Raw genomic sequence first — 18575 nt, 5'->3', positions numbered from 1 at the left:
CATTCGGGAAAACGCGCATAGCCCATCCCGCTAACCTTCGCATGTGGCGCCATTTCCATCTTTATACTGGCTTGTTCTTCGGCTTCATGTTCGCCTTCAGCGGGCTGACCGGTAGCGCCCTGGTTTTTTATCAGGATATCGATGAATTTCTGAACCCCGGCTTGTTGAAAGTGGAGCCGGGGGAAGATCACCTCCCGCTCAGCGAAATCACCTTGGCCGCGCAAAAGGCGGCGCCGGTTGAGGCAAAGCCCTCCCGCTTGTATCTTCCACGTCATCCGCAAATGCCAATCAAAGTGCGGTTTTCTCTCTCCAGGGACGGCGAGAAGGTCCTGCTTGACGTGATGGTCAATCCCTACACCGCCGAGGCGCTCGGGCAACGGGAGTGGGGCGGCTATCTGATGAGCTTCCTCTACAAGATACATTACACCCTGGCGCTGGGCGATATTGGGGAAAGCATCATGGGTGCGATGGGGGCGTTATTGATCGGTTCCATAGTGACGGGTCTCGTCCTGTGGCGGCCAAAACTCAGATCATTCTTTCAAGCGTTCACATTCAGGCGGAGCGCCAACCTTACCCGCTTCATTTACGATCTGCATAAGACGATTGGCGCTTATTCCTCGGTCGTGTTGCTGGTGATCGCCTTCTCCGGTATTTACATGATTTTCCCGCAGTATGTGAAGCCCCTTGTCGGCATGGCGCTGTCTGTTTCGGAACCCTCTCCATTCAAGCAGTCCGCGGTCGGGAACAATGAGACTCCAAGAGTCAATGTCGATGAAGTTGAGACGATAGCCAGGGATACATTTCCGCAGGCGGAGCTACAGCGCATTTTTTTCCCCGCTTCTGCTGACAGCCCTTACCGCGTCATCATGCGTCAGCCTGGAGAGATACGAAAAACCAGCGGTAACGTCCAGCTTTGGATATCAACTTATGATGGAGATATACTGAAAATCCAGGAGCCGCAAAGCATGCCCGGCGGCGATGCCTTCCTCTCATGGATGTTCCCCTTGCACAATGGCGAAGCCTTCGGATTGCCCGGCCGCATCCTTGTGTTCCTGACCGGCTTTGTTCCGATCACTCTTTACGCCACTGGCTTATGGGTCTGGTGGAGAAAACGTAAGGCGCGGCTCAAATCATCCCAAGGAAGCGAATCGGACAAAGCCATTCCTGATAATCTGGACCGCCGCGCTTCGTCCAGTCGCTTGCGATGACAAGCAGACGCGCACTCGTTTCAGATTTTTCAATAAGCTTGGTATAGAATGTTTGTGGTATCATCCTCATTTTCTCAAGCGTCTGCGAATGATTTTTAAACCGATAGTCATCTCTATTCTTGCGATTTTTCTTATCGTCGCGCCCGGTCAGGCTCAGGATGCGAAAGAGAGCCTGGAAAATGAAGTGTCCCATGAGTTGGCGGACAGCTCTTACGACAACTTCATCACCTTCACCTTTGAAAACGATTCCATCGGCGGCGGCACCGACCAGAACTATACCAACGGCGTAAGACTGACTTATTTCGACCTGAAAGCAGAATTTCCGGACATCGCTCACACCCTCGCAGAGTACGTTCCCACCTTCAGCATCAACCCGACGTCGAGCGTCTATTATTCTCTGGGGCAGAATCTTTACACGCCGGACGACATCAGCAGTCGCGAGCAGGAAGCAGGAGACCGCCCCTGGGCGGCATTCCTGTACGGGTCGATCGGCATGGCCACGCTGACCGATAACCACGTTGACGAACTCGAAGCCACGATCGGATTTGTCGGGCCGATGGCGCTGGGCGAACCGGTGCAAACCTTCGTGCATGAGAACATCACCAACAGTCCAACGCCAAACGGCTGGTCCCATCAACTCGAAAACGAACTGGGGCTGATCCTGTCATGGCAACGGCGCTGGCCCCGCGCCCTGTTTTACGAAACGTCCCTGCTGGCGTTGTCCGTCGCTCCCCATTTTGGAGTCAGTCTCGGCAATGTTTATACCTACAGCAATGCCGGGTTTTCGTTTCGCATCAGCTCCAAAAAATCCCGATTGAGCGATATGCCGCCAAGGGTTCGGCCCGCGCTACCCGGCACGGGTTATTTTGAAGTCCCGAAAAATGGCTGGGGCTGGTTTCTGTTCGGAGGCATGGAAGGCCGCGCCGTCGCGCGCAACATCTTCCTCGATGGCAATACCTTTGAGAGTAGCCACAGCGTCGATAAAAAACCCCTTGTGGGCGACGCCAATCTGGGACTGGCTTTTACTTTCGGTCGTGTACGCCTGAGCTACACGCTCGTGTATCGCTTCAAGGAATTCGACACCCAGGACGAGGAAGATCTCTTCGGAGCCGCAAGCCTGGCTTATCGATTTTAAATAGTGTTCAGAAAAACACGCTCTGCTGAGATAGGGAGCCCTGCATCCTAAGCCGCCGTCGTTGCGAGGAGCAAGGCGACGAAGCAATCCAGAGGCTTTCATGAAAGGCCTAAAGACGCTGGATCGCCGCGCTCCTTTCAGTCGCTCGCGATGACGCTCTTGGCCTTGCAATAGTTTGGATGGGAGTTAATCAACGACCCTGCTAATTCTCTGACTGTAAAAGGACCACAGGGTGAGTGTGCGCCACTTTCAGCAAAACGGTGGCAGGGCCGCTCGGCTTTCTTCTTCCCTGCTCCCATTCCTGCAAGGTCCGAACGCTGACGCCTAAAAAGCCGACGAACGCAGATTGGCTCAGCCCCATGTTATCGCGAATCGTTTTTACGCTGGGCGGCAATTTGGATTTAATGCGCTTCCCTTTTCCTTGTTTGATATCCTGCAGGCTTTTCAAGATTTCATGACCGATGTCGCGTTTTTTCACGAGTCTATCTCCTCACGTAATTGGCGAAGGATAGCGGCAGGTATGTTGTCTGCTTCTCCTTTGGCATAAACAGTCAATAACCAGATTTCATCTTTGCGATTTTGGAAGTAATAGATGATTCTAAGCCCGCCCCTTTTTTCCCTTACCTTTTACCGGCCATCGTAGCTTTCTGATGCCGCCGCTCTTGGGAATAATATCTCCCGACTCCGGGTGAAGCGCCAGGAACCATTACAAGGCTGAATATCTTCATTATTCAGATAGTCGTGAATCAGTTTGGAATAAATAGGCGCTTCAATGAATTCCATAATCCCCTGTGAAAATCAGCTATACGTCATTGACGTATTATAGTGTTATTGAAGGGTAAATGGAAAAACATTTTTTCCGTTGGCCTGCACACAGGCCCTCACAGAAAAGGTTGGTTAAGAAGAGCAGTTATGAATTTAAGCCGCCGTCATTGCGAGGATGCGGAGCGGACGAAGCAATCCAGGAAGCTGTTGGACCGTAGACACATTGTGTAGATATTGGTAGCTTAATTCATGATATAATTCGGAATTCCAAATTCAAAATGATTTAGGGGGAGTTTCGTATGGGTGATGCTTTTTCATGGACTTGTAAATACTGCAACCAACCAACAACCATTACTGATCCACATTTTCATTCTGATTCCCAAGTAATTTATCTGGACAACTCCAAATATGGAAAAATTGGATATGAGGTACTCGCAGTTTCCTGTCCAAACTTGGAATGTAAAGAACTAGAACTCATCTACATTTTGTGTAGTGCGGTGAAAGTGAGTGGGAGACTGGAAGTAGGTAGCGAAATCAAAAAATGGTTTTTACTCCCTGATTCTTCTGCAAAGCCACAGCCGGATTACATCCCCGACCCAATCAAGCAAGATTACTATGAAGCTTGTAAAATAAGAGATTTAAGTCCTAAAGCTTCCGCAACGTTGGCTCGTAGATGCCTCCAGGGAATGATTCGTGATTTTCACGATATAACAAAAGGGCGTTTAATAGATGAAATCGAAGCCATAAAAGACACAATTGAAAGTGAAGTGTGGACTGCTATAGATGCTGTAAGGAAAATGGGAAACATCGGCGCCCATATGGAGAAAGATATTAATGTGATAATCGATGTTGATCCTGATGAAGCTCAACAGTTGATAGGTTTGATAGAAATGCTTTTCAAAGAGTGGTACGTAGCAAAAAAAGAACGTCAAGATAGATTAGCGGCCATTCAAGCTTTGGGAAATAAAAAAGATGATGTGAAGAATTCGAAAGAGGCAAATTAATAGCTATGGGGGAATTACAAATACGCTTGGACCAAGAGCAGTACGTGGGCGGGGCGAGAGAACACTTTAAAAAAAACGCTTCACCATAAAGGCAGAACGTGGGATTAGATTGCAGACTACTTTCCGCCAACCGGAAACCGTCATATTGATAATTAGAATTTTTTGACTTTTACCTGAAATTGACCAAGAAAAGAGACTTGCGAGGTGCTGTAAATTGGTGACCCCAGGGGGAATCGAACCCCCGTTACCGGCGTGAGAGGCCGGTGTCCTAACCGCTAGACGATGGGGCCTGAAAGGTCAGAGTGATGCGGGATTAGAAGCTATCGCGATCCATGATGGGGGGACCGCCGCCGCGTTTGCGCTGTTCTTCGCGTTTTTCTTTTCTACGTTTTTCTTCGCCTTCCAGATCGCGTTTGTTGACTTTCGTTATGAAATACACCATCAAGGGATAGGAGGGCGTGGACATAACGAGCCAGGTCAAACCGAATTTTCCGCCGGGCGACATGGGGGAGGAGTCCTCAACGTCGGAGCCTCCCAGAAAGGCCAGAAACAGAACCAGCCCGAGCATGATCCCCAGTAAGGAAGAAAGCGCGGTTTTGTGGGCGACTTCATTCATGTAGAGCGTGGGCATCAGCGGAAAGTCGGACACATAAGCGCCGATCACGCCGAGCGTTCCCATGATGAACATGGCGGCCATTAAAAAGTCGTTAGTGATGGCGACGGTGGCGGCCAGCAAATAGGCCGGACCCCAAAGCGCTACTATGAATGGATTTCTGTAAAGATTCATCGCCGTTGTTTGTTTTTGTGTCGATTGATGGGAAAATTTGGCTCGGGCACAAGGATTCGAACCTCAATTTTCAGGGCCAGAACCTGACGTCCTGCCGTTAGACGATGCCCGAATGATCTGAAAATTTTAATTTGATTATCCGTGGGTGTCAAGTTAAATTGCCTGAAATAGAGGGGTTTCCCTTATTAAAAGTCTTTGGGAGTGTGGATGTGCGCATCATAGCTGGGTCTGCGCGGGGTCGCAAACTGGCGGCGCTGGGCGATCGGGATATTCGCCCGACGCTGGACCGGGTGAAGGAGTCTTTTTTTAATCAGGTGGGGCCGTATCTGGATGGTTTGAACTTCCTCGATTTGTTCGCGGGTTCGGGAAGCATGGGGCTGGAGGCTTTGAGCCGGGGGGCGGAGCGGGTGGTGTTTGTGGAACAAAATTCGGAGGCGCGGCGTTTGATTCTGGATAATCTCAAGCGGTGCGGTTTCGTAAATGAGGACGCGGAGGGTTCGGGAAATCGCTGGCGCCTGGTCGCGGGGGATGCATTGAGTGTTTTGGATATTCTGAGCAAGGGGCCGGATCGTTTTGACCTGCTGTACGTGGACCCGCCTTTTTCCAAGGGACTTTACGGGCCATGCCTGACGAAGATCGCGCATTCGGGGATTTTGAATGAGGGCGCTTTTGTGGTGACGGAAAGTCATCGAAAGGAAGAATTGCTGGGGAATTATGATACACTGAGCCTTTTCAAAGAGCGGCGGCTTGGGGATACGCGCTTGTCTTTCTTTTCTCTCTCTTCTTGATAATCAATTGAATTCATGACGGAAAAACCAAAAATAGTCATCGCCATGAGCGGTGGGGTGGACAGTTCGGTTGCGGCGGCCTTGTTGAAGGAACGCGGCCACGAGGTGGTGGGCATTTCCTTGCAGTTGTGGAATTACAGCGGCGAGTCGGACAACCGCTTTGGCACTTGCTGTTCGCTGGACGATTTGTCGGATGCGCGTCGCGTGGCGCACAAGATCGATATTCCTTTCTATGTGCTGAATCTGGAAAGCGAGTTCCGCGCGGAGGTGGTGGATTATTTCGTCGATGAATATTTGCAGGGACGCACGCCGATCCCCTGCACCTTGTGCAATCAGAAATTGAAATTCGACCGTCTGTTTCAGAAGGCGGAGGCGTTTGGCATCGAGCGCGTGGCGACGGGGCATTACGCTTCCATCGTGCAGGTGGATGGCCGCTATACGATCCGGCGCGGCGAAGACCGGACCCGGGATCAGAGTTATTTTTTATTCAATTTGAGTCAGAGCCAGTTGTCGCGGCTTGAGTTTCCATTGGCGGATATGGCGAAGACCGAGGTGCGTCGCATTGCGACGGAGCTGGACCTCGTGGTGGCGCAGAAGTCGGAGTCGCGCGAAATCTGTTTTGTTCCCGATAATAATTACGCGAAATTTGTCGCCTCCGAGGCGCCGCATGCCTTTGCGGAAGGGGAGATCGTCGATAAGTCGGGAGCGGTTCTGGGACGTCATGGCGGTTACCCGGCTTTTACCATCGGCCAGCGCAAGGGCTTGAACATTGGCGGATTGAAAGAGCCGCATTTTGTCACCGGCATTGATCCTGAATCCAATCGCATCACCGTGGGGCCGAAGGATGATTTGATCGCCAGCGAATTTTATGTGAGTCGCGCCAACTGGTGTCTGGATGTGACCGGCCCGGTGGAGGCGGAGGTGCAGATTCGCTACCGGCATAGCGCGGCTCCTGCGGAGGTCACGCCTTTGGAGAACGGGCGCGCGAAGGTTTCTTTTTATGATCCGCAATTGTCGATCACGCCGGGACAGGCGGCGGTTTTCTACAAGGATGATTGCATCGTTGGAGGCGGCTGGATCGAATGAGCGAAGCCTTGCAAGTAGCGGTTGAAGCGGCGCTGGCGGCGGGACGCATTCAGCAGGAGAGGGTCGATAATCTGGGCCGGGTCGAGAACAAGGGCCGGGTGGGCGACGTTGTCACCGAAGTGGACATCCTCTGCGAGAAGGAAATCATCGGGCGCATTCGCTCCAAGTTTCCAGACCATTCCATTTTAGCCGAAGAGTCGGGTGAGGATTTGGGATCGTCGGCGCAGAAATGGGTGATTGATCCTTTGGATGGAACATTGAATTACACGCACGGCTATCCTTGCTACTGCGTTTCTATCGGTCTGGAGTCGGAAGGCGAACTGGCGCTCGGCGTTGTTTACAATCCCTGTCTTGATGAATTGTTCGTTGCGGAAAAAGGCAAGGGCGCGACGATGAACTCGAAGCCGATCTCCGTTTCTACGGTGGACGATCTGGACGAGAGTCTGCTGGTCACCGGCTTCACCCCGCAAATCACGCGGACTCTGGAAGACAATCTGGTGCATTTTGGCAATTTGATGAAGTCCTGCCAGGCGGTGCGCCGACCGGGATCGGCGGCGATGGATCTGGTCTACACGGCGATGGGTCGTTTCGAAGGATTTTGGGAAATGAAGCTGAAGCCCTGGGATACTGCGGCGGGAACCCTGATCCTGACGGAAGCGGGTGGCAAGGCGACACGCTTCGACGGGAGTCCTTATTCCATCTACGACAAGGATATTCTGGTCAGCAACGGCCGGGTGCATGAAGCGATGGTCGCCATTTTGGCTCAGGGCATCGCGGTCTCCTGAATTCTACCCTCTAAGACGTTTCGGTCTCTTCCTCAATCATCGGCTTGACCAGATAGGTGTATCCGTTCAAACCGCTTTTGTAGAGATTCAAATATTCGTCGGCTTCTTCTTGCGTGATGGAGCCTTTATGCACGCAACCGATCAGGTAACCGGCAACGCGCCCGGCTAACTCATCGGCGCGAAACTGCACATAATCCAGAACATCCGTCACGTTTTCCCCTTCGATGATTTGCTCATACTTCAACGACCCGTCTTTTTGCAGGGAAACGTGGAAGGTGTTGGTGTCGCCAAACAAATTGTGCAAGTCCCCCAGAATTTCCTGATAGGACCCAATCAAAAAAATACCGATCTGGTAAGACTCTCCGTGTTCGATTTTATGAACGGCGAGGCTGGAGTCGGGTCCCTTGTGTTGCCCGATGAAATTATCGAGGGTGCCGTCGCTGTCGCAGGTGATGTCTTCCAGCGTCGCTTTGTGCGTTGGTTGTTCGTTCAATCGCTGAATGGGGATGACCGGGAAAATATGGTCGATGGCCCAGGAGTCGGGAACGGATTGAAAGACGGAGAAGTTGCAGAAATATTTGTCGCGTAGATTCTTGTCCAGCAATTCGATGTCTTCCGGCATGTATTTGAGGCGAGCCGCCAGCTTGACAATTTTTCTGCCAATGCCCCAGAAGATTCTTTCGAGCAGGGCGCGGTCTTCAAGCTTGATCAGTCCGAGAAGGTACTGCGACTGAGCTTCATCTTTAAGGTGCATCGCGTCGTGCCAGGACTCGTTGATATTGCGGTTCGAGGTGGATTGAAGAACGTCGTAAATTTCATGCACCACATCCGGAGCGTTTTCCGGAACCTTGATCGAATCGTCCCATTCCGGGAAAGAAGTCACGTCAAGCACGTTGAAGACCAGCATGGAATGGTAAGCGGTCATGGCCCGACCGGATTCGGAAATGATATTCGGATGCGGCAGATTTTCTTCCTGACAAATTTCCAGAATATGATAGACCACGTCGTTTGCATATTCCTGAACGGAGTAATTCATACTGGATGAAAAGGTGGATCGAGAACCGTCGTAATCGACGCCGAGGCCGCCGCCGACGTCGATGTAGTTGACGTTGCATCCCCAGCGGCGAAGTTCGGAATAAAATCGCCCGATCTCCTTCAGACTGTCTTTGATGCGGCGGATATTGGTGATCTGACTCCCCAGATGAAAATGGATCAATTGAATGCAATCCAGCGCGTTTGCTTTCTTGGCCAGCTCGAGCGCTTCCACCAGTTCGATGGAGTTGAGTCCGAATTTCGAGTATTCGCCGGTGGACGACGCCCATTTGCCGGAACCCGCGCTCACGAGTTTGATGCGCAGGCCGATGTTGGGGCGGATGTTGAGTTCTTCAGCGACTCTGAGAATGAGGGCTAATTCGTTCAGTTTTTCGACGACGATAAAAACTTTTTTGCCGAGCTTCTGACTCATCAAGGCCAGACGAATGAAGGGTTCATCCTTGTAGCCATTGCAGATCAAGAGGGCTTCGGGATTGTCCATGATCGCCAGAATGGCGTGCAACTCGGGTTTGGAACCGGCTTCAAGACCGATATTAAAGGGGCGACCGAATTTGACAATCTCTTCGACGACCTGGCGCTGTTGATTGACTTTGATGGGGTAGACGCCGTGATATTCGCCTTCGTAGCCATATTCCTTGATCGAGCGTTTGAACGAGTTTACCAAAGAGGCGATGCTTGATTTTAAAATGTCGGAAAAACGGATGAGCGCGGGAAGCGAATAGCCCTTGGCCTGGATATCTTCCGTTAACGCTTTCAGGTCGATGACATGCTTACTGCTTTTATCCGGGCGGACCACGACATGGCCCTGCTGGTTGACGTCAAAATAGCCCGCTCCCCAACCCGGGATATTATAAAGTTCCTTTGCGTCGTCTACCGTCCATTTCGACATTTGCGTTCCGTTGAATTCTTTATGGGTTTTCAGTTTAGAGTCTTGAATTATATCAGCTTGCAAATATAATACAAAGCCCGGGGAAAACAATCTTTTTTATGTTAAAGTTCCCGCTATTCAATTTAAATCTGCGCTTGCCATCAACTTTGAGGGATGAATATGAAGATAGGAAATGTGAACATCAGGGATATCACCGCTGAAACGGGCACCCCTGTCTATATCTATGACATGAACGCCCTGAGACGTTCCATAGATGAAATAAAGCAATTGTCGCCAGTGGTTCGCTATGCCATGAAGGCTTGCTCCAACGGTCGGGTCCTCAAGGAAATGCAGGTCAATGGGGTGAAGATCGACGCGGTCAGCGTCTACGAAGTGCAGAGGGCCTTGCGCGCGGGCTTTGCGGTGGAAGACATATGTTTCACAAGCGACGTGTTTTTCAATGCCGACGATGTTGATTATTGTCTGGAGCAGGGCGTTTACGTCAACTGCGGTTCCCTCGGCATGGTTGAAGAGTATGGCAAGGCGTTTCAGAAACAGGGCAAGGGTTCCAATAAAATTTCTATCCGCATCAACCCCGGCGAAGGCGCTGGGCATTCGAAAAAAACCAACACCGGCGGCCCCTACAGCAAGCATGGCATCTGGCATGAGAATCTGGACGAGGTCAAGAAACTTGCGAAGACCTACGGACTGGTGATCTCTGGCGTGCACATGCATATTGGTTCCGGCGGCGATATGGAACATTTGAAACGCATCACAGCAAAGCTGGTGGAATTCGCGAAACAGTTCGACGCGGTCGAAGTGATTAACTTTGGCGGCGGTCTGCCCTATCAGTACAATCCCGATTTGCCGCAGGAGGATATTTCAGCTTACAAGGCGATTCTTGAAGAGCGAACGGCGAATCTTGATAAGCATTTCGGTCGCTCCATTCATTGCGAGATCGAGCCGGGACGTCGTTTCGTTGCGGGTTGCGGCTACTTGGTGGGCGAGGTGCGCTCCTTGAACCACACTTATGATGAGAATAAAAATCGTCTGGACTATGTTCTGACCAATGTCGGCTTTTGTCATCTACTGCGACCCATGGCCTACGGTTCCTATCACCCGATCTGGTTCGATGGCGAATCCCTTGGGCCGGAGAAAGATTTGATCGTCGCCGGTCCGGTCTGCGAATCCGGCGATGTGCTGACGCAAAAGGATGAAGAGCCGGTGGCGCGTCGATTGCCCATGCCGCAGGCGGGGGACCGGATCGTTGTCGGAGGGGCGGGCGCTTACGGCTACGCGATGTCTTCCAATTACAACACGCAACCGCTGATTTCCGAGGTGGCGGTGGATGGCGATCAATGGAGCCTGGTTCGACGTCGGCAAACGCTGGATGATATTTTGCGCGAAGAGATTGCGGGCTGAGCAGTTCTTCAGTTGAACAGTGGGTCGATTTTTTGCGCCATTTGCACGTCGGCAAGGGTCACGCCGCTGGCGCTGTGCGTCCAGTAACGGACGGTGATGCGTTTGTAGTTGATGAAAATATCCGGGTGATGGTTGTTCGCTTCAGCGGCTTCGGCGACTTTAGTTACAAAGTCGATTCCTTCCATGAATTTGGCGGCGTGATGGACTCGTTCAATGTGGCTGAGTCCTTTCTCGTTTTTCCCCATTTTCCATTTGGGGGCAAGTTCGTTTAATTTTGCTTCCAGTTCGGATTGAGTGAGCGCGTGTTTTTCAACCATTGGAGATGCCTTTATTTTTTGTGAGATTTCAGGATAATTCCTTATAATGTAATTATATAGTAATCCTTTTTGATCGGGATGAATTTATGGAACATGACGTTGAGTGGGTGAGGGGCGTTCTAAAAGGGATCGAGGTATTTTCAACGCTTGAAGATGATGAAGTGAATGATTTCATCGATCAGATGGCATTTTATCAGTTTAAAAAAAACGAGACCATCATCAAACAGGGCGAAGCCTCTGACTTCTTCTTTGTTGTTTATGAAGGATCGATTAAGGTCACCGTCAAGAAAATGTTTTTTCAACAGAAGCAGGTTGCCGTGTTGAAACGAGGGGACGTGTTTGGAGAGATGGCTTTGCTAACGCACTCGAACCGGAACGCCACGCTGGTGACTCAACAGCTTTCTTCCTGTTTTGTATTGTTCAAATCCAGCTTTCAGTACATCGTTAACAAGAACCCTTTCTTCAAGACGCGCCTGCAGGCGATTGTCCGGCAACGCGAAGAAGAAATCAGAAACGCTTGATTGGAAAAGTGGAGGGGGACAGGCGTGGTTCGGGGGCCTTGTAGAAAAACGCTTCCTCCCCGTTGATTTTCAGGACGGGAATTTTCTCTCCGTAGGCCTTCATCAATTCCTCGCTGGTTTCTATGTCGGTGAGAATCATTTCCGCTGAAAAATCCCTCGCGACGCTCTCCACGATTTCCTTCATTTCATCGCACAGACAACAGTCTTTTTTACTGAAAATTTCGAGAACGATTTGGGCCATTGTCACATGGAATGCGTCATGGTGGTGACGGTACCCCAGATGATCAAGGCGACAAGGGTGATGATGGAAAGCGCCAGTATCGCCATCGCGATGGGGCGGCGTTTCCAGTGACGTTCTTCGCTTCGGTCGACAAAGGGAACCGAAACCAGACCCAGACCGATGATGGCGGGAGCCACAACGAGAAAGGGAACCCATACGTTTTCCAGCGCATAGATCCAGACAAACTGCCAGGGCGGCTTGGTGACTTCCATGCCCATGAACGGCTGATCTCCAAGCGGCGGCGCAATCAGCGTTGCCAGCAGGCAGATCAGAGCAAATATTCCGATACCGCCGCGTTGTAAATAGGCCATGTGTTGCGTGAAGGAGATGGTTTTGGTTTCGGCGACGTCTGCGTTCGGCAACGGGGACAGTTTGTGGTATTTCACATAAAACAGATGTAAGCCCAGCAACATGATGGTCACGATCGGCAGTAATGAAATATGCGCCATATAGATTCTCGACAATAGAGGCACGCCCTGCGCGAAAGCTTCCGTTAGAGGCAGGCCCCAAATCCCCATTTTTTCTGCGACCCAGAGGAAATGAGCGAGAGCTTCATAGGCCTCCTGATCCCATTTGATCACGGTTCCCGTGAACAGCAGGCCGACCATCAGGCCGAGCAGTCCGACGCCAATGAGCCAGTTGATTTCTCTTGGTTTCTTGTAAGAGGCGGTGATGAAAACGCGAACCAGATGCAGGAACATCGTCACACTCAGAATTTCCGCCGCCCAGAAGTGCATGCCGCGAAGAAACCAGCCGAGATACACTTGATCCATCAGGTAATGAATGCTCCGGTTGGCGCGTTCCGGGTCGGGCACGTAAAATTGCGCCAGCAACATGCCGGTGACAACGAGAACGGTGAAGGCGGTGGCGGTCATCCCTCCGAGGGAATAGCCGATGCTGTTGGCGTGGGCGGGTACCGGGTAGTCCAGCACGCCGATGCCCAAACGTTCCTTAACCGTTTCAACCGTTCGATTTGTCATGAGAGTGAATCCAAAGTTATTCCCCAGGGCGTTTGATGGAAAGGAAAGCGAACGCTCCAATCGTCAATAAGGTCAATCCAACGGCAAGGCCATAGCCTTTTCTGGATGAACTGTTCCATTCCCGCTTTGCCAGTTCAATTTCCGTGTGAGTGGAATGTTCCATCGTGTGCGAGTCGCCGTGTTCCTCATGCGGCGCCATGCTGGGGAGATCGTCGGCAAATAAATCGTTGGAGCGTGATAGGGGCGAGGACAATCCGAGTCCGCCGTCCAGCGCTGGAGCGGCTTCTTCCACTGCATACATTGAATCCGTCGGGCCGGAGACGCTGGCTTCCTCGGCATGCTCTTCATGTTTCTCCCCGCCATGCGCCAGAGCTATCCCCGGGACCATGCACAGGCAGGCGCTCAGAATCACTGCTTTGAGGAAGCGAGAAGTCATAGGATCAGGTTTCTTTAATCAATTGCGCGAAGGCTTCCATGTATTCATCGGTGGCCCAGTCGTCGGGACCGATCGCTTTGAAGCGAATGATGCCTTTCTTGTCGACAATGAACGTTTCAGGAACGCCGGTGGTTTTATAAAGTTTTTTGGCGATCTCCTCGCCCGGGTCCAGTAATACGGGAAAGGTCAGATTGTATTCCTTGAGGAAAGGTTCTATTAAAGAAACGTCCTTGTCCACGCTGATGGTCAGCATTTCAAAATCGAAATCTTTGAAGCGCTGATAGAGTTTTTCCATTGAAGGCATTTCAACCTTACAGGTTCCGCACCAGGTCGCCCAGAAATTGATGAAGACGACCTTGCCGCGATAATCCGCAAGATTCACTTTGCCGCCTTTCAATGAAGTCAGTTCAAACGAAGGCGCAAGAAAAGCTTCCGCCGGGTATTCCGTATTGAAAGGTTCCAGCTCCACCTTGTTCACAAAGGTGACGAATATCCAGACCAGAGAAGCGACTAGCAGTCCGTAGGGTAAATATATTTTAGAAGGTCGTGTTTCGATTGCGTTTTCCATGGATCCGTTCAAATTTTATGAGGTTGATAGGGGCGATAAAATTTCTTATCCACCAGTTCGACAATTTCGTCGAGGGTTTTCCCCTGTTTATAGAGTTCGTAGGCATATAAAACTTCGTTGATGCAGATATCGCATTTGGAACCGTGGCGATTGGTGAAACAGGTCAGCAAGGTTTTATGCCCGTCGTTTTTCTTGCAGTAGCAGTAGCAAAACTGGCTGTCGATGATTTTGGGAATTTCGTTTGCGATTTGATACGCTCGCGCGACTTTGCCGGTGAACAGAGCCGGTGACAATACGGGTCGAGTTTCAATCAACTTCCCGGTTGCCGGGGCGACAGGCGTCGATTCCGACGGAGACATTGAAATCCAGACGCCGCCTCCAATGAAGAGGAGGGCCATGACGCTCAAAAACAGATTGCGGGATTTGTCCGGCGCGGTTTTCGATTTTTTATTGTTTGATTTTTTTTTAGCCATGAGTTGCGTTATAAGGTTAATGCATTTTTTTATGTATGCATTCATTATATTATCTGCATCGGCGGTATTCAAGAAGATACGAAACGCGATTCAGCGGATGGAAAGATACCATTGGCTCAATATTCGCGGCGAAAAACCCATCAGGAATAATCCGGCGATCAAAATATTTCGCGCGGTCGTATAAAAAATGCCTTCCTGATTCCATCGCCGCGCCGAGGTGAGGGCGGTTTCTTGAAGCAGGATCGTTCGGCCTTGTTTTCTCAGCCGGAGATAAAATTCAATGTCTTCGCAGATGGGAAGCGTTGCGAAACCCTGCATTTGGTCGAAAATGGACTTGCGCACGAAAATGGCCTGGTCGCCGTAGACGAGATGGAAATATCGCGATCTCAGGGTCGCCAGTTTCGAGATCAGGCGGAGCGCCCATTTGGGAGAGTCGATGCGCAGACTGAAAGCGCCGCCGAGAACGGAGTCGTTGTTCATCGCCGCGATCATTTTCTGAAATCCTTCAGGAGTCACCGCGCTGTCCGCATGCAGGAAGAGTAGAATTTCCCCGCCGGCTATTTGGGCGCCCGCATTCATTTGTAATGCTCTCCCTGAAGGGGAGGATGTAATTTTTGCTCCCTCCCGTTCAGCGATGGATCGCGTGGCGTCGTCGCTTCCTCCATCTATGACAATGATTTCGTGGGGATTGAGTCGCCGGATGCGGCTCAGCGTCTGTTCTAATACCCCAGCTTCGTTGTAGGCGGGGATGATGATAGATACGTTCATGGCTTAAACAAGTTGCTGAAATCTCTGTTCGGGCTGGGTTGCGCTCATTGGGCTGGACAAGTAAATCATATAATCAGAGCTTTCGCAATTTGAGCGGAGCCAAAAAATAAATCCAATTTGTTTCGTCGGATCCGGGTTCATGATATAAAATAGTTATAATGCATTTATAGATAACCGACCTGTTTTCAAACCGGATTGATCCGGTGCTTCTTTTTTAAGACCGATGCTGGCACATTTTATCGACTCAAAATCTTTTCAGTGCGGGTATTTTATGGACCGCCAGTCGCTGTTTGAGGAATACCTTCTCGAAGATATTTCTGAAATAGAGTTCGACTATTTGCTGGCCCATGGAACCCGGCATTTCGGGGACTATTTTTTCAGGCCTCGTTGTCAGGGTTGTTCCCTTTGCGTTCCCATCCGCGTGCGGGTGGGGGATTTTAAGGCGACTCGCAGTCAGAAAAGATCGTTGAAATCCTGCCGCGATGTGAAAATTCGCATGGGCAAGCCAAAATTCAGCGATGAAAAATTCGCTCTGTATTTGACCCACAAGCAGAGGTTCACCTCGCTGGTTGACGATGTGGAAGATTCCCAGAACTTCAGGTTGTCGTTTTACTCGAGCACACCTTTCGGCGTGGAGTTCGAATATTTTCTTGACGGCAAGCTGGTTGGCGTGGCGCTGGCGGATATCACGCGAAATGCCTTCTCGGCAATTTATACTTTTTACGACGCTCCCGACCCGAGCATCGGGCTGGGAACCTTCAGCATTCTGAAACAGTTGGAGTATTGCGTCCAACATCGCATCAATTATTATTATTTAGGTTATTACATCGCGCAGAACAAATCGCTCATGTACAAGGCCAACTTCAGGCCGAACGAAGTCTATATTGATAATGTGTGGAGACCGTTGCGCAACGCGGCGGGGGATCGCTTGTTGCCGGAAAGCAAGCTGGTATGGGAGAACAAGGAGTTCCTCGTTCAGGCGACGCCAAGGAAAGATTATTAGGCGCGCGCGGGCTAAATAACGTCGAAGAAAACCAGGTACACCCAGATAACCAGCATGACATTGAAGACCACGCCCACATGGAAGATGACGTTGAAGAGTTTTCCGTAGTCGTATTTGTAGCTCATATCAGATCCTGATTCCTAAAAAGTTATCCTATTAATAGCTCTATTTTACCTGAATATTTCACGTTAGTCCATAACGAGCGTTTTCAATCGCGCGCTCAATTCCGACTGGCGTATGATTTTTCTCACCGGCCGATCGATCAGGTTCAGGCTCATGTACAGGCGTTCCAGTTTGCCGAAGGTTTTCGACTCGGCGATGGCTTTTCCCCCCTCATCGCGAATTTCATTCCTCCAGAAGCTGAGAGCCTTGAGGTTGCTCAAATAAGGCGAATTGGCCAGGGCGATGGCTCCAGCGTCTCCGATTTTGTTCGAACAAAGATAGAGCTTTTCCAGACCGGAAAAACGTTCGGAAGCGGCAATGTATTGCGCGCCCTCATCGCCGATATCCGCGCTATCGAGGTGCAGATTGCGCAGTTGCGGCAGATTGTCGGAAGTGGACAGGCTTTTGACTCCCTCGGCTGTGACCGGATTGCTGTCTAGAAAAATGGTTTCCAAATGCTGGAAACTGGGCGATTCTGCAAGCGCCCGGACTCCGTTGGGGCCGATGCGGTTGCCTTCAAGCATGAGGCATTTCAGGTTCTGCGCCAGTTCCGAGTTGGCCAGCGCTTCGGCGGCCTTGTCGCCAATCTGGTTATTATTCAGATACAGGGACTTCAGTTTTTCGCCTTTGAAAGTATCGCAGAGGAGAATCACATCCTCATCTTTCAGGCGATTGTCGCTGAGGAACAATTGCTCGCATTCGAAAATTTCCTTGCTCTGCAAGAGCAGTTTGAATTCTTCCTTGCCAGGTATTCTGTTCTCGAGATCAAGCGACAGGTCGGATGCATAGAACCTGGATTGAATCGTCTTTTCCCACTGAGTTTTTAGGTCGATATTCAAAATGATAGCCTTGTAGGGTTGCCGGATTTTACAGAACAATTTATATGATTTCAGTGGAAATATCAAATTCCCATTGAGAGTATTTTCCTTTAGTATGGAATAGAAAACTGAGTATTTAACCCCTTTTCAGGCGACCGGAGGGGGCACTTGAAAAATTTCGACAGAGGATAGCGATTATGATTATTGGCGTCCCGAAGGAAATAAAAGTTCATGAATATCGCGTCGCTTTGACGCCTGCTGGTGTGCACGACCTGATCCGGCAGGGCCATCAGGTTCTTGTGCAGTCTGACGCCGGCGAGGGAAGCGGCATCGAAGACGCGGACTTTGAAGCCGAAGGGGCTGAAATTGCTGATAGAAACACCGTGTTTGCCAAGGCGGATATGATCGTCAAGGTCAAGGAACCGCAGGAGGAGGAGTACGAACTTCTGCGCGAGGGACAAATTTTATACACCTACCTGCATCTGGCGCCTGCTCCTGAATTGACAAAACGCTTGCTGGAGAGAAAAATCATCGGCATTGCATACGAAACGGTACAGTCGCGCGACGGTTCCCTGCCGCTATTGATCCCCATGAGCGAAGTGGCGGGGCGCATGTCGATCCACGAGGGGGCCAAGTATCTGGAGCGTGAAAACGGCGGTCGCGGCATCTTGCTGGGCGGCGTGCCGGGCGTCGATCCGGGAAATGTTGTGATCATTGGCGGCGGCGTGGTCGGTAGCAATGCGGCCAAGATGGCAGTCGGCACGGGCGCGAACGTGACGCTTCTCGACACCAATTTGCAGAGGCTTCGCTATCTTGACGATATTTACGGCGCCCGACTCAAAACCCTCATGTCGAACCGCTTCAATCTCGAAGAATCTCTGTCCAACGCCGATCTGGTGGTCGGCGCGGTTCTTATCACCGGCGCCAAGGCGCCTCAACTCGTAACACGCAAGATGTTGAATTTGATGCGTCCGGGGGCGGTTATCGTCGATGTCGGAATTGACCAGGGCGGAATTTTTGAAACCTCTCGACCCACCACGCATAGCGACCCGATTTTCAAACTCGATGGTATTGTGCATTATTGCGTGACGAATATGCCTGGCGCAGTCGCCCGAACCGCAACCTTTGCCCTGACCAATGCAACCTTCCCTTTTGCCCTGGCGCTTGCGAATAAGGGATTCAAGCGAGCATTGAGCGAGGACCCTGCATTGAAGGCGGGTTTGAACCTGTATCGCGGTAAGGTCACGCATCCCGCAGTCGCAGAAGCGTTGGGATACCCCGTGTTATCGCCGGATGAAGCTCTGCAATCCTGAATCCCTTTTCGGCTCGAAATGCGACGTTTGGGAGA

The 18575-nt window shown here is 50.9% G+C and carries 21 protein-coding genes, 2 tRNA genes and 1 pseudogene; 10 read left to right on the top strand and 14 right to left on the bottom strand.

Features of this window, described 5'->3' with window-relative positions:
* The first annotated feature begins 86 nt into the window (after nt 1–86).
* Entirely contained in the window at nt 87–1208 is a 1122-nt protein-coding gene (locus G3M78_13235) for a PepSY domain-containing protein (protein ID QPJ66303.1), read from the top strand.
* Between the two features lie 88 nt (nt 1209–1296).
* Nucleotides 1297–2343, top strand: coding sequence for a lipid A deacylase LpxR family protein (locus G3M78_13230; protein ID QPJ66302.1), 1047 nt, complete (start codon nt 1297–1299; stop codon nt 2341–2343).
* Nucleotides 2344–2545: 202 nt separating this feature from the next.
* On the opposite strand, the gene G3M78_13225 is transcribed toward G3M78_13230, so the two are convergent.
* Together G3M78_13225 and G3M78_13220 are read right to left on the bottom strand one after the other, a co-directional pair.
* On the bottom strand, nt 2546–2821 hold the full coding sequence (locus G3M78_13225; GenBank protein ID QPJ66301.1) for a helix-turn-helix domain-containing protein: 276 nt from the start codon (nt 2819–2821) through the stop codon (nt 2546–2548).
* A pseudogene (locus G3M78_13220) lies at nt 2818–3126 on the bottom strand (transcriptional regulator). The gene G3M78_13225 and the pseudogene G3M78_13220 overlap by 4 nt, the downstream one beginning before the upstream one ends.
* Before the next feature lie 281 nt (nt 3127–3407).
* On the opposite strand from G3M78_13220, the gene G3M78_13215 reads away from it, so the two are divergent.
* Nucleotides 3408–4112: a DUF4145 domain-containing protein gene (locus G3M78_13215; GenBank protein ID QPJ66300.1), complete on the top strand. Its 705-nt coding sequence runs from the start codon at nt 3408–3410 to the stop codon at nt 4110–4112.
* A 215-nt stretch (nt 4113–4327) separates the two neighbouring features.
* Here G3M78_13215 and G3M78_13210 read toward each other — a convergent pair.
* The 3 genes from G3M78_13210 to G3M78_13200 form a co-directional block, all read right to left on the bottom strand.
* Nucleotides 4328–4402, bottom strand: a tRNA-Glu gene (locus G3M78_13210).
* Between the two features lie 23 nt (nt 4403–4425).
* The gene (locus G3M78_13205; protein ID QPJ66299.1) at nt 4426–4899 is read right to left on the bottom strand and encodes a hypothetical protein; all 474 of its coding nucleotides are present in this window, start codon (nt 4897–4899) and stop codon (nt 4426–4428) included.
* A gap of 38 nt (nt 4900–4937) precedes the next feature.
* Nucleotides 4938–5011 (bottom strand) — tRNA-Gln (locus G3M78_13200).
* Nucleotides 5012–5108: 97 nt separating this feature from the next.
* On the opposite strand from G3M78_13200, the gene rsmD reads away from it, so the two are divergent.
* Genes rsmD through G3M78_13185 form a run of 3 tightly spaced genes read left to right on the top strand, consistent with a single transcriptional unit; the run spans nt 5109 to nt 7558 of the window.
* The gene (gene rsmD / locus G3M78_13195) at nt 5109–5687 is read left to right on the top strand and encodes a 16S rRNA (guanine(966)-N(2))-methyltransferase RsmD (GenBank protein ID QPJ66298.1); all 579 of its coding nucleotides are present in this window, start codon (nt 5109–5111) and stop codon (nt 5685–5687) included.
* A 15-nt stretch (nt 5688–5702) separates the two neighbouring features.
* Nucleotides 5703–6773 carry a tRNA 2-thiouridine(34) synthase MnmA gene (gene mnmA, locus G3M78_13190; protein ID QPJ66297.1) on the top strand — a complete coding sequence of 357 codons (1071 nt, stop codon included), beginning with the start codon at nt 5703–5705 and terminating at the stop codon, nt 6771–6773.
* Entirely contained in the window at nt 6770–7558 is a 789-nt protein-coding gene (locus G3M78_13185) for an inositol monophosphatase (protein QPJ66296.1), read from the top strand. Before mnmA ends, G3M78_13185 begins: the two co-directional genes overlap by 4 nt.
* Before the next feature lie 10 nt (nt 7559–7568).
* Here G3M78_13185 and speA read toward each other — a convergent pair whose 3' ends face one another.
* Nucleotides 7569–9500: a biosynthetic arginine decarboxylase gene (gene speA, locus G3M78_13180; protein QPJ66295.1), complete on the bottom strand. Its 1932-nt coding sequence runs from the start codon at nt 9498–9500 to the stop codon at nt 7569–7571.
* A 159-nt stretch (nt 9501–9659) separates the two neighbouring features.
* On the opposite strand from speA, the gene lysA reads away from it, so the two are divergent.
* Nucleotides 9660–10901, top strand: coding sequence for a diaminopimelate decarboxylase (gene lysA, locus G3M78_13175; GenBank protein ID QPJ66294.1), 1242 nt, complete (start codon nt 9660–9662; stop codon nt 10899–10901).
* 8 nt (nt 10902–10909) lie between these two features.
* On the opposite strand, the gene G3M78_13170 is transcribed toward lysA, so the two are convergent.
* Complete coding sequence (locus G3M78_13170) at nt 10910–11218, bottom strand: 4a-hydroxytetrahydrobiopterin dehydratase (GenBank protein ID QPJ66293.1); 309 nt, start codon at nt 11216–11218, stop codon at nt 10910–10912.
* Nucleotides 11219–11304: 86 nt separating this feature from the next.
* Here G3M78_13170 and G3M78_13165 point away from each other — a divergent pair, with 86 nt between their 5' ends.
* Nucleotides 11305–11739, top strand: a complete 435-nt coding sequence (locus G3M78_13165) for a cyclic nucleotide-binding domain-containing protein (protein ID QPJ66292.1) — start codon at nt 11305–11307, stop codon at nt 11737–11739.
* Here G3M78_13165 and G3M78_13160 read toward each other — a convergent pair.
* From G3M78_13160 to G3M78_13135, 6 genes are all read right to left on the bottom strand, one after another.
* On the bottom strand, nt 11726–11980 hold the full coding sequence (locus G3M78_13160) for a glutaredoxin family protein (protein QPJ66291.1): 255 nt from the start codon (nt 11978–11980) through the stop codon (nt 11726–11728). The two genes, G3M78_13165 and G3M78_13160, sit on opposite strands and share 14 nt — an antisense overlap.
* Before the next feature lie 2 nt (nt 11981–11982).
* A complete protein-coding gene (locus tag G3M78_13155) occupies nt 11983–12999 on the bottom strand; it encodes a cytochrome bc complex cytochrome b subunit (protein QPJ66290.1) in 1017 nt (338 codons plus the stop codon).
* A gap of 16 nt (nt 13000–13015) precedes the next feature.
* A complete protein-coding gene (locus G3M78_13150) occupies nt 13016–13435 on the bottom strand; it encodes a hypothetical protein (protein ID QPJ66289.1) in 420 nt (139 codons plus the stop codon).
* A 4-nt stretch (nt 13436–13439) separates the two neighbouring features.
* The gene (locus tag G3M78_13145; protein QPJ66288.1) at nt 13440–14003 is read right to left on the bottom strand and encodes a redoxin domain-containing protein; all 564 of its coding nucleotides are present in this window, start codon (nt 14001–14003) and stop codon (nt 13440–13442) included.
* Nucleotides 14004–14011: 8 nt separating this feature from the next.
* Nucleotides 14012–14476, bottom strand: coding sequence for a hypothetical protein (locus tag G3M78_13140; protein ID QPJ66287.1), 465 nt, complete (start codon nt 14474–14476; stop codon nt 14012–14014).
* A gap of 90 nt (nt 14477–14566) precedes the next feature.
* Entirely contained in the window at nt 14567–15244 is a 678-nt protein-coding gene (locus G3M78_13135) for a glycosyltransferase (GenBank protein QPJ66286.1), read from the bottom strand.
* A 223-nt stretch (nt 15245–15467) separates the two neighbouring features.
* Between G3M78_13135 and G3M78_13130 the strand changes: the two genes are divergently transcribed.
* The gene (locus tag G3M78_13130; GenBank protein ID QPJ66285.1) at nt 15468–16247 is read left to right on the top strand and encodes an arginyltransferase; all 780 of its coding nucleotides are present in this window, start codon (nt 15468–15470) and stop codon (nt 16245–16247) included.
* 188 nt (nt 16248–16435) lie between these two features.
* On the opposite strand, the gene G3M78_13125 is transcribed toward G3M78_13130, so the two are convergent.
* Nucleotides 16436–17248: a hypothetical protein gene (locus tag G3M78_13125; GenBank protein QPJ66284.1), complete on the bottom strand. Its 813-nt coding sequence runs from the start codon at nt 17246–17248 to the stop codon at nt 16436–16438.
* A gap of 176 nt (nt 17249–17424) precedes the next feature.
* On the opposite strand from G3M78_13125, the gene ald reads away from it, so the two are divergent.
* On the top strand, nt 17425–18540 hold the full coding sequence (ald, locus tag G3M78_13120) for an alanine dehydrogenase (protein QPJ66283.1): 1116 nt from the start codon (nt 17425–17427) through the stop codon (nt 18538–18540).
* Nucleotides 18541–18575 lie beyond the last annotated feature (35 nt).

This window comes from Candidatus Nitrohelix vancouverensis (genome assembly GCA_015698305.1).
GTDB lineage: Bacteria > Nitrospinota > Nitrospinia > Nitrospinales > VA-1 > Nitrohelix > Nitrohelix vancouverensis.
Note: the sequence above shows the minus strand (reverse complement) of the source record. Positions and strands in the feature narration are given on the sequence as shown.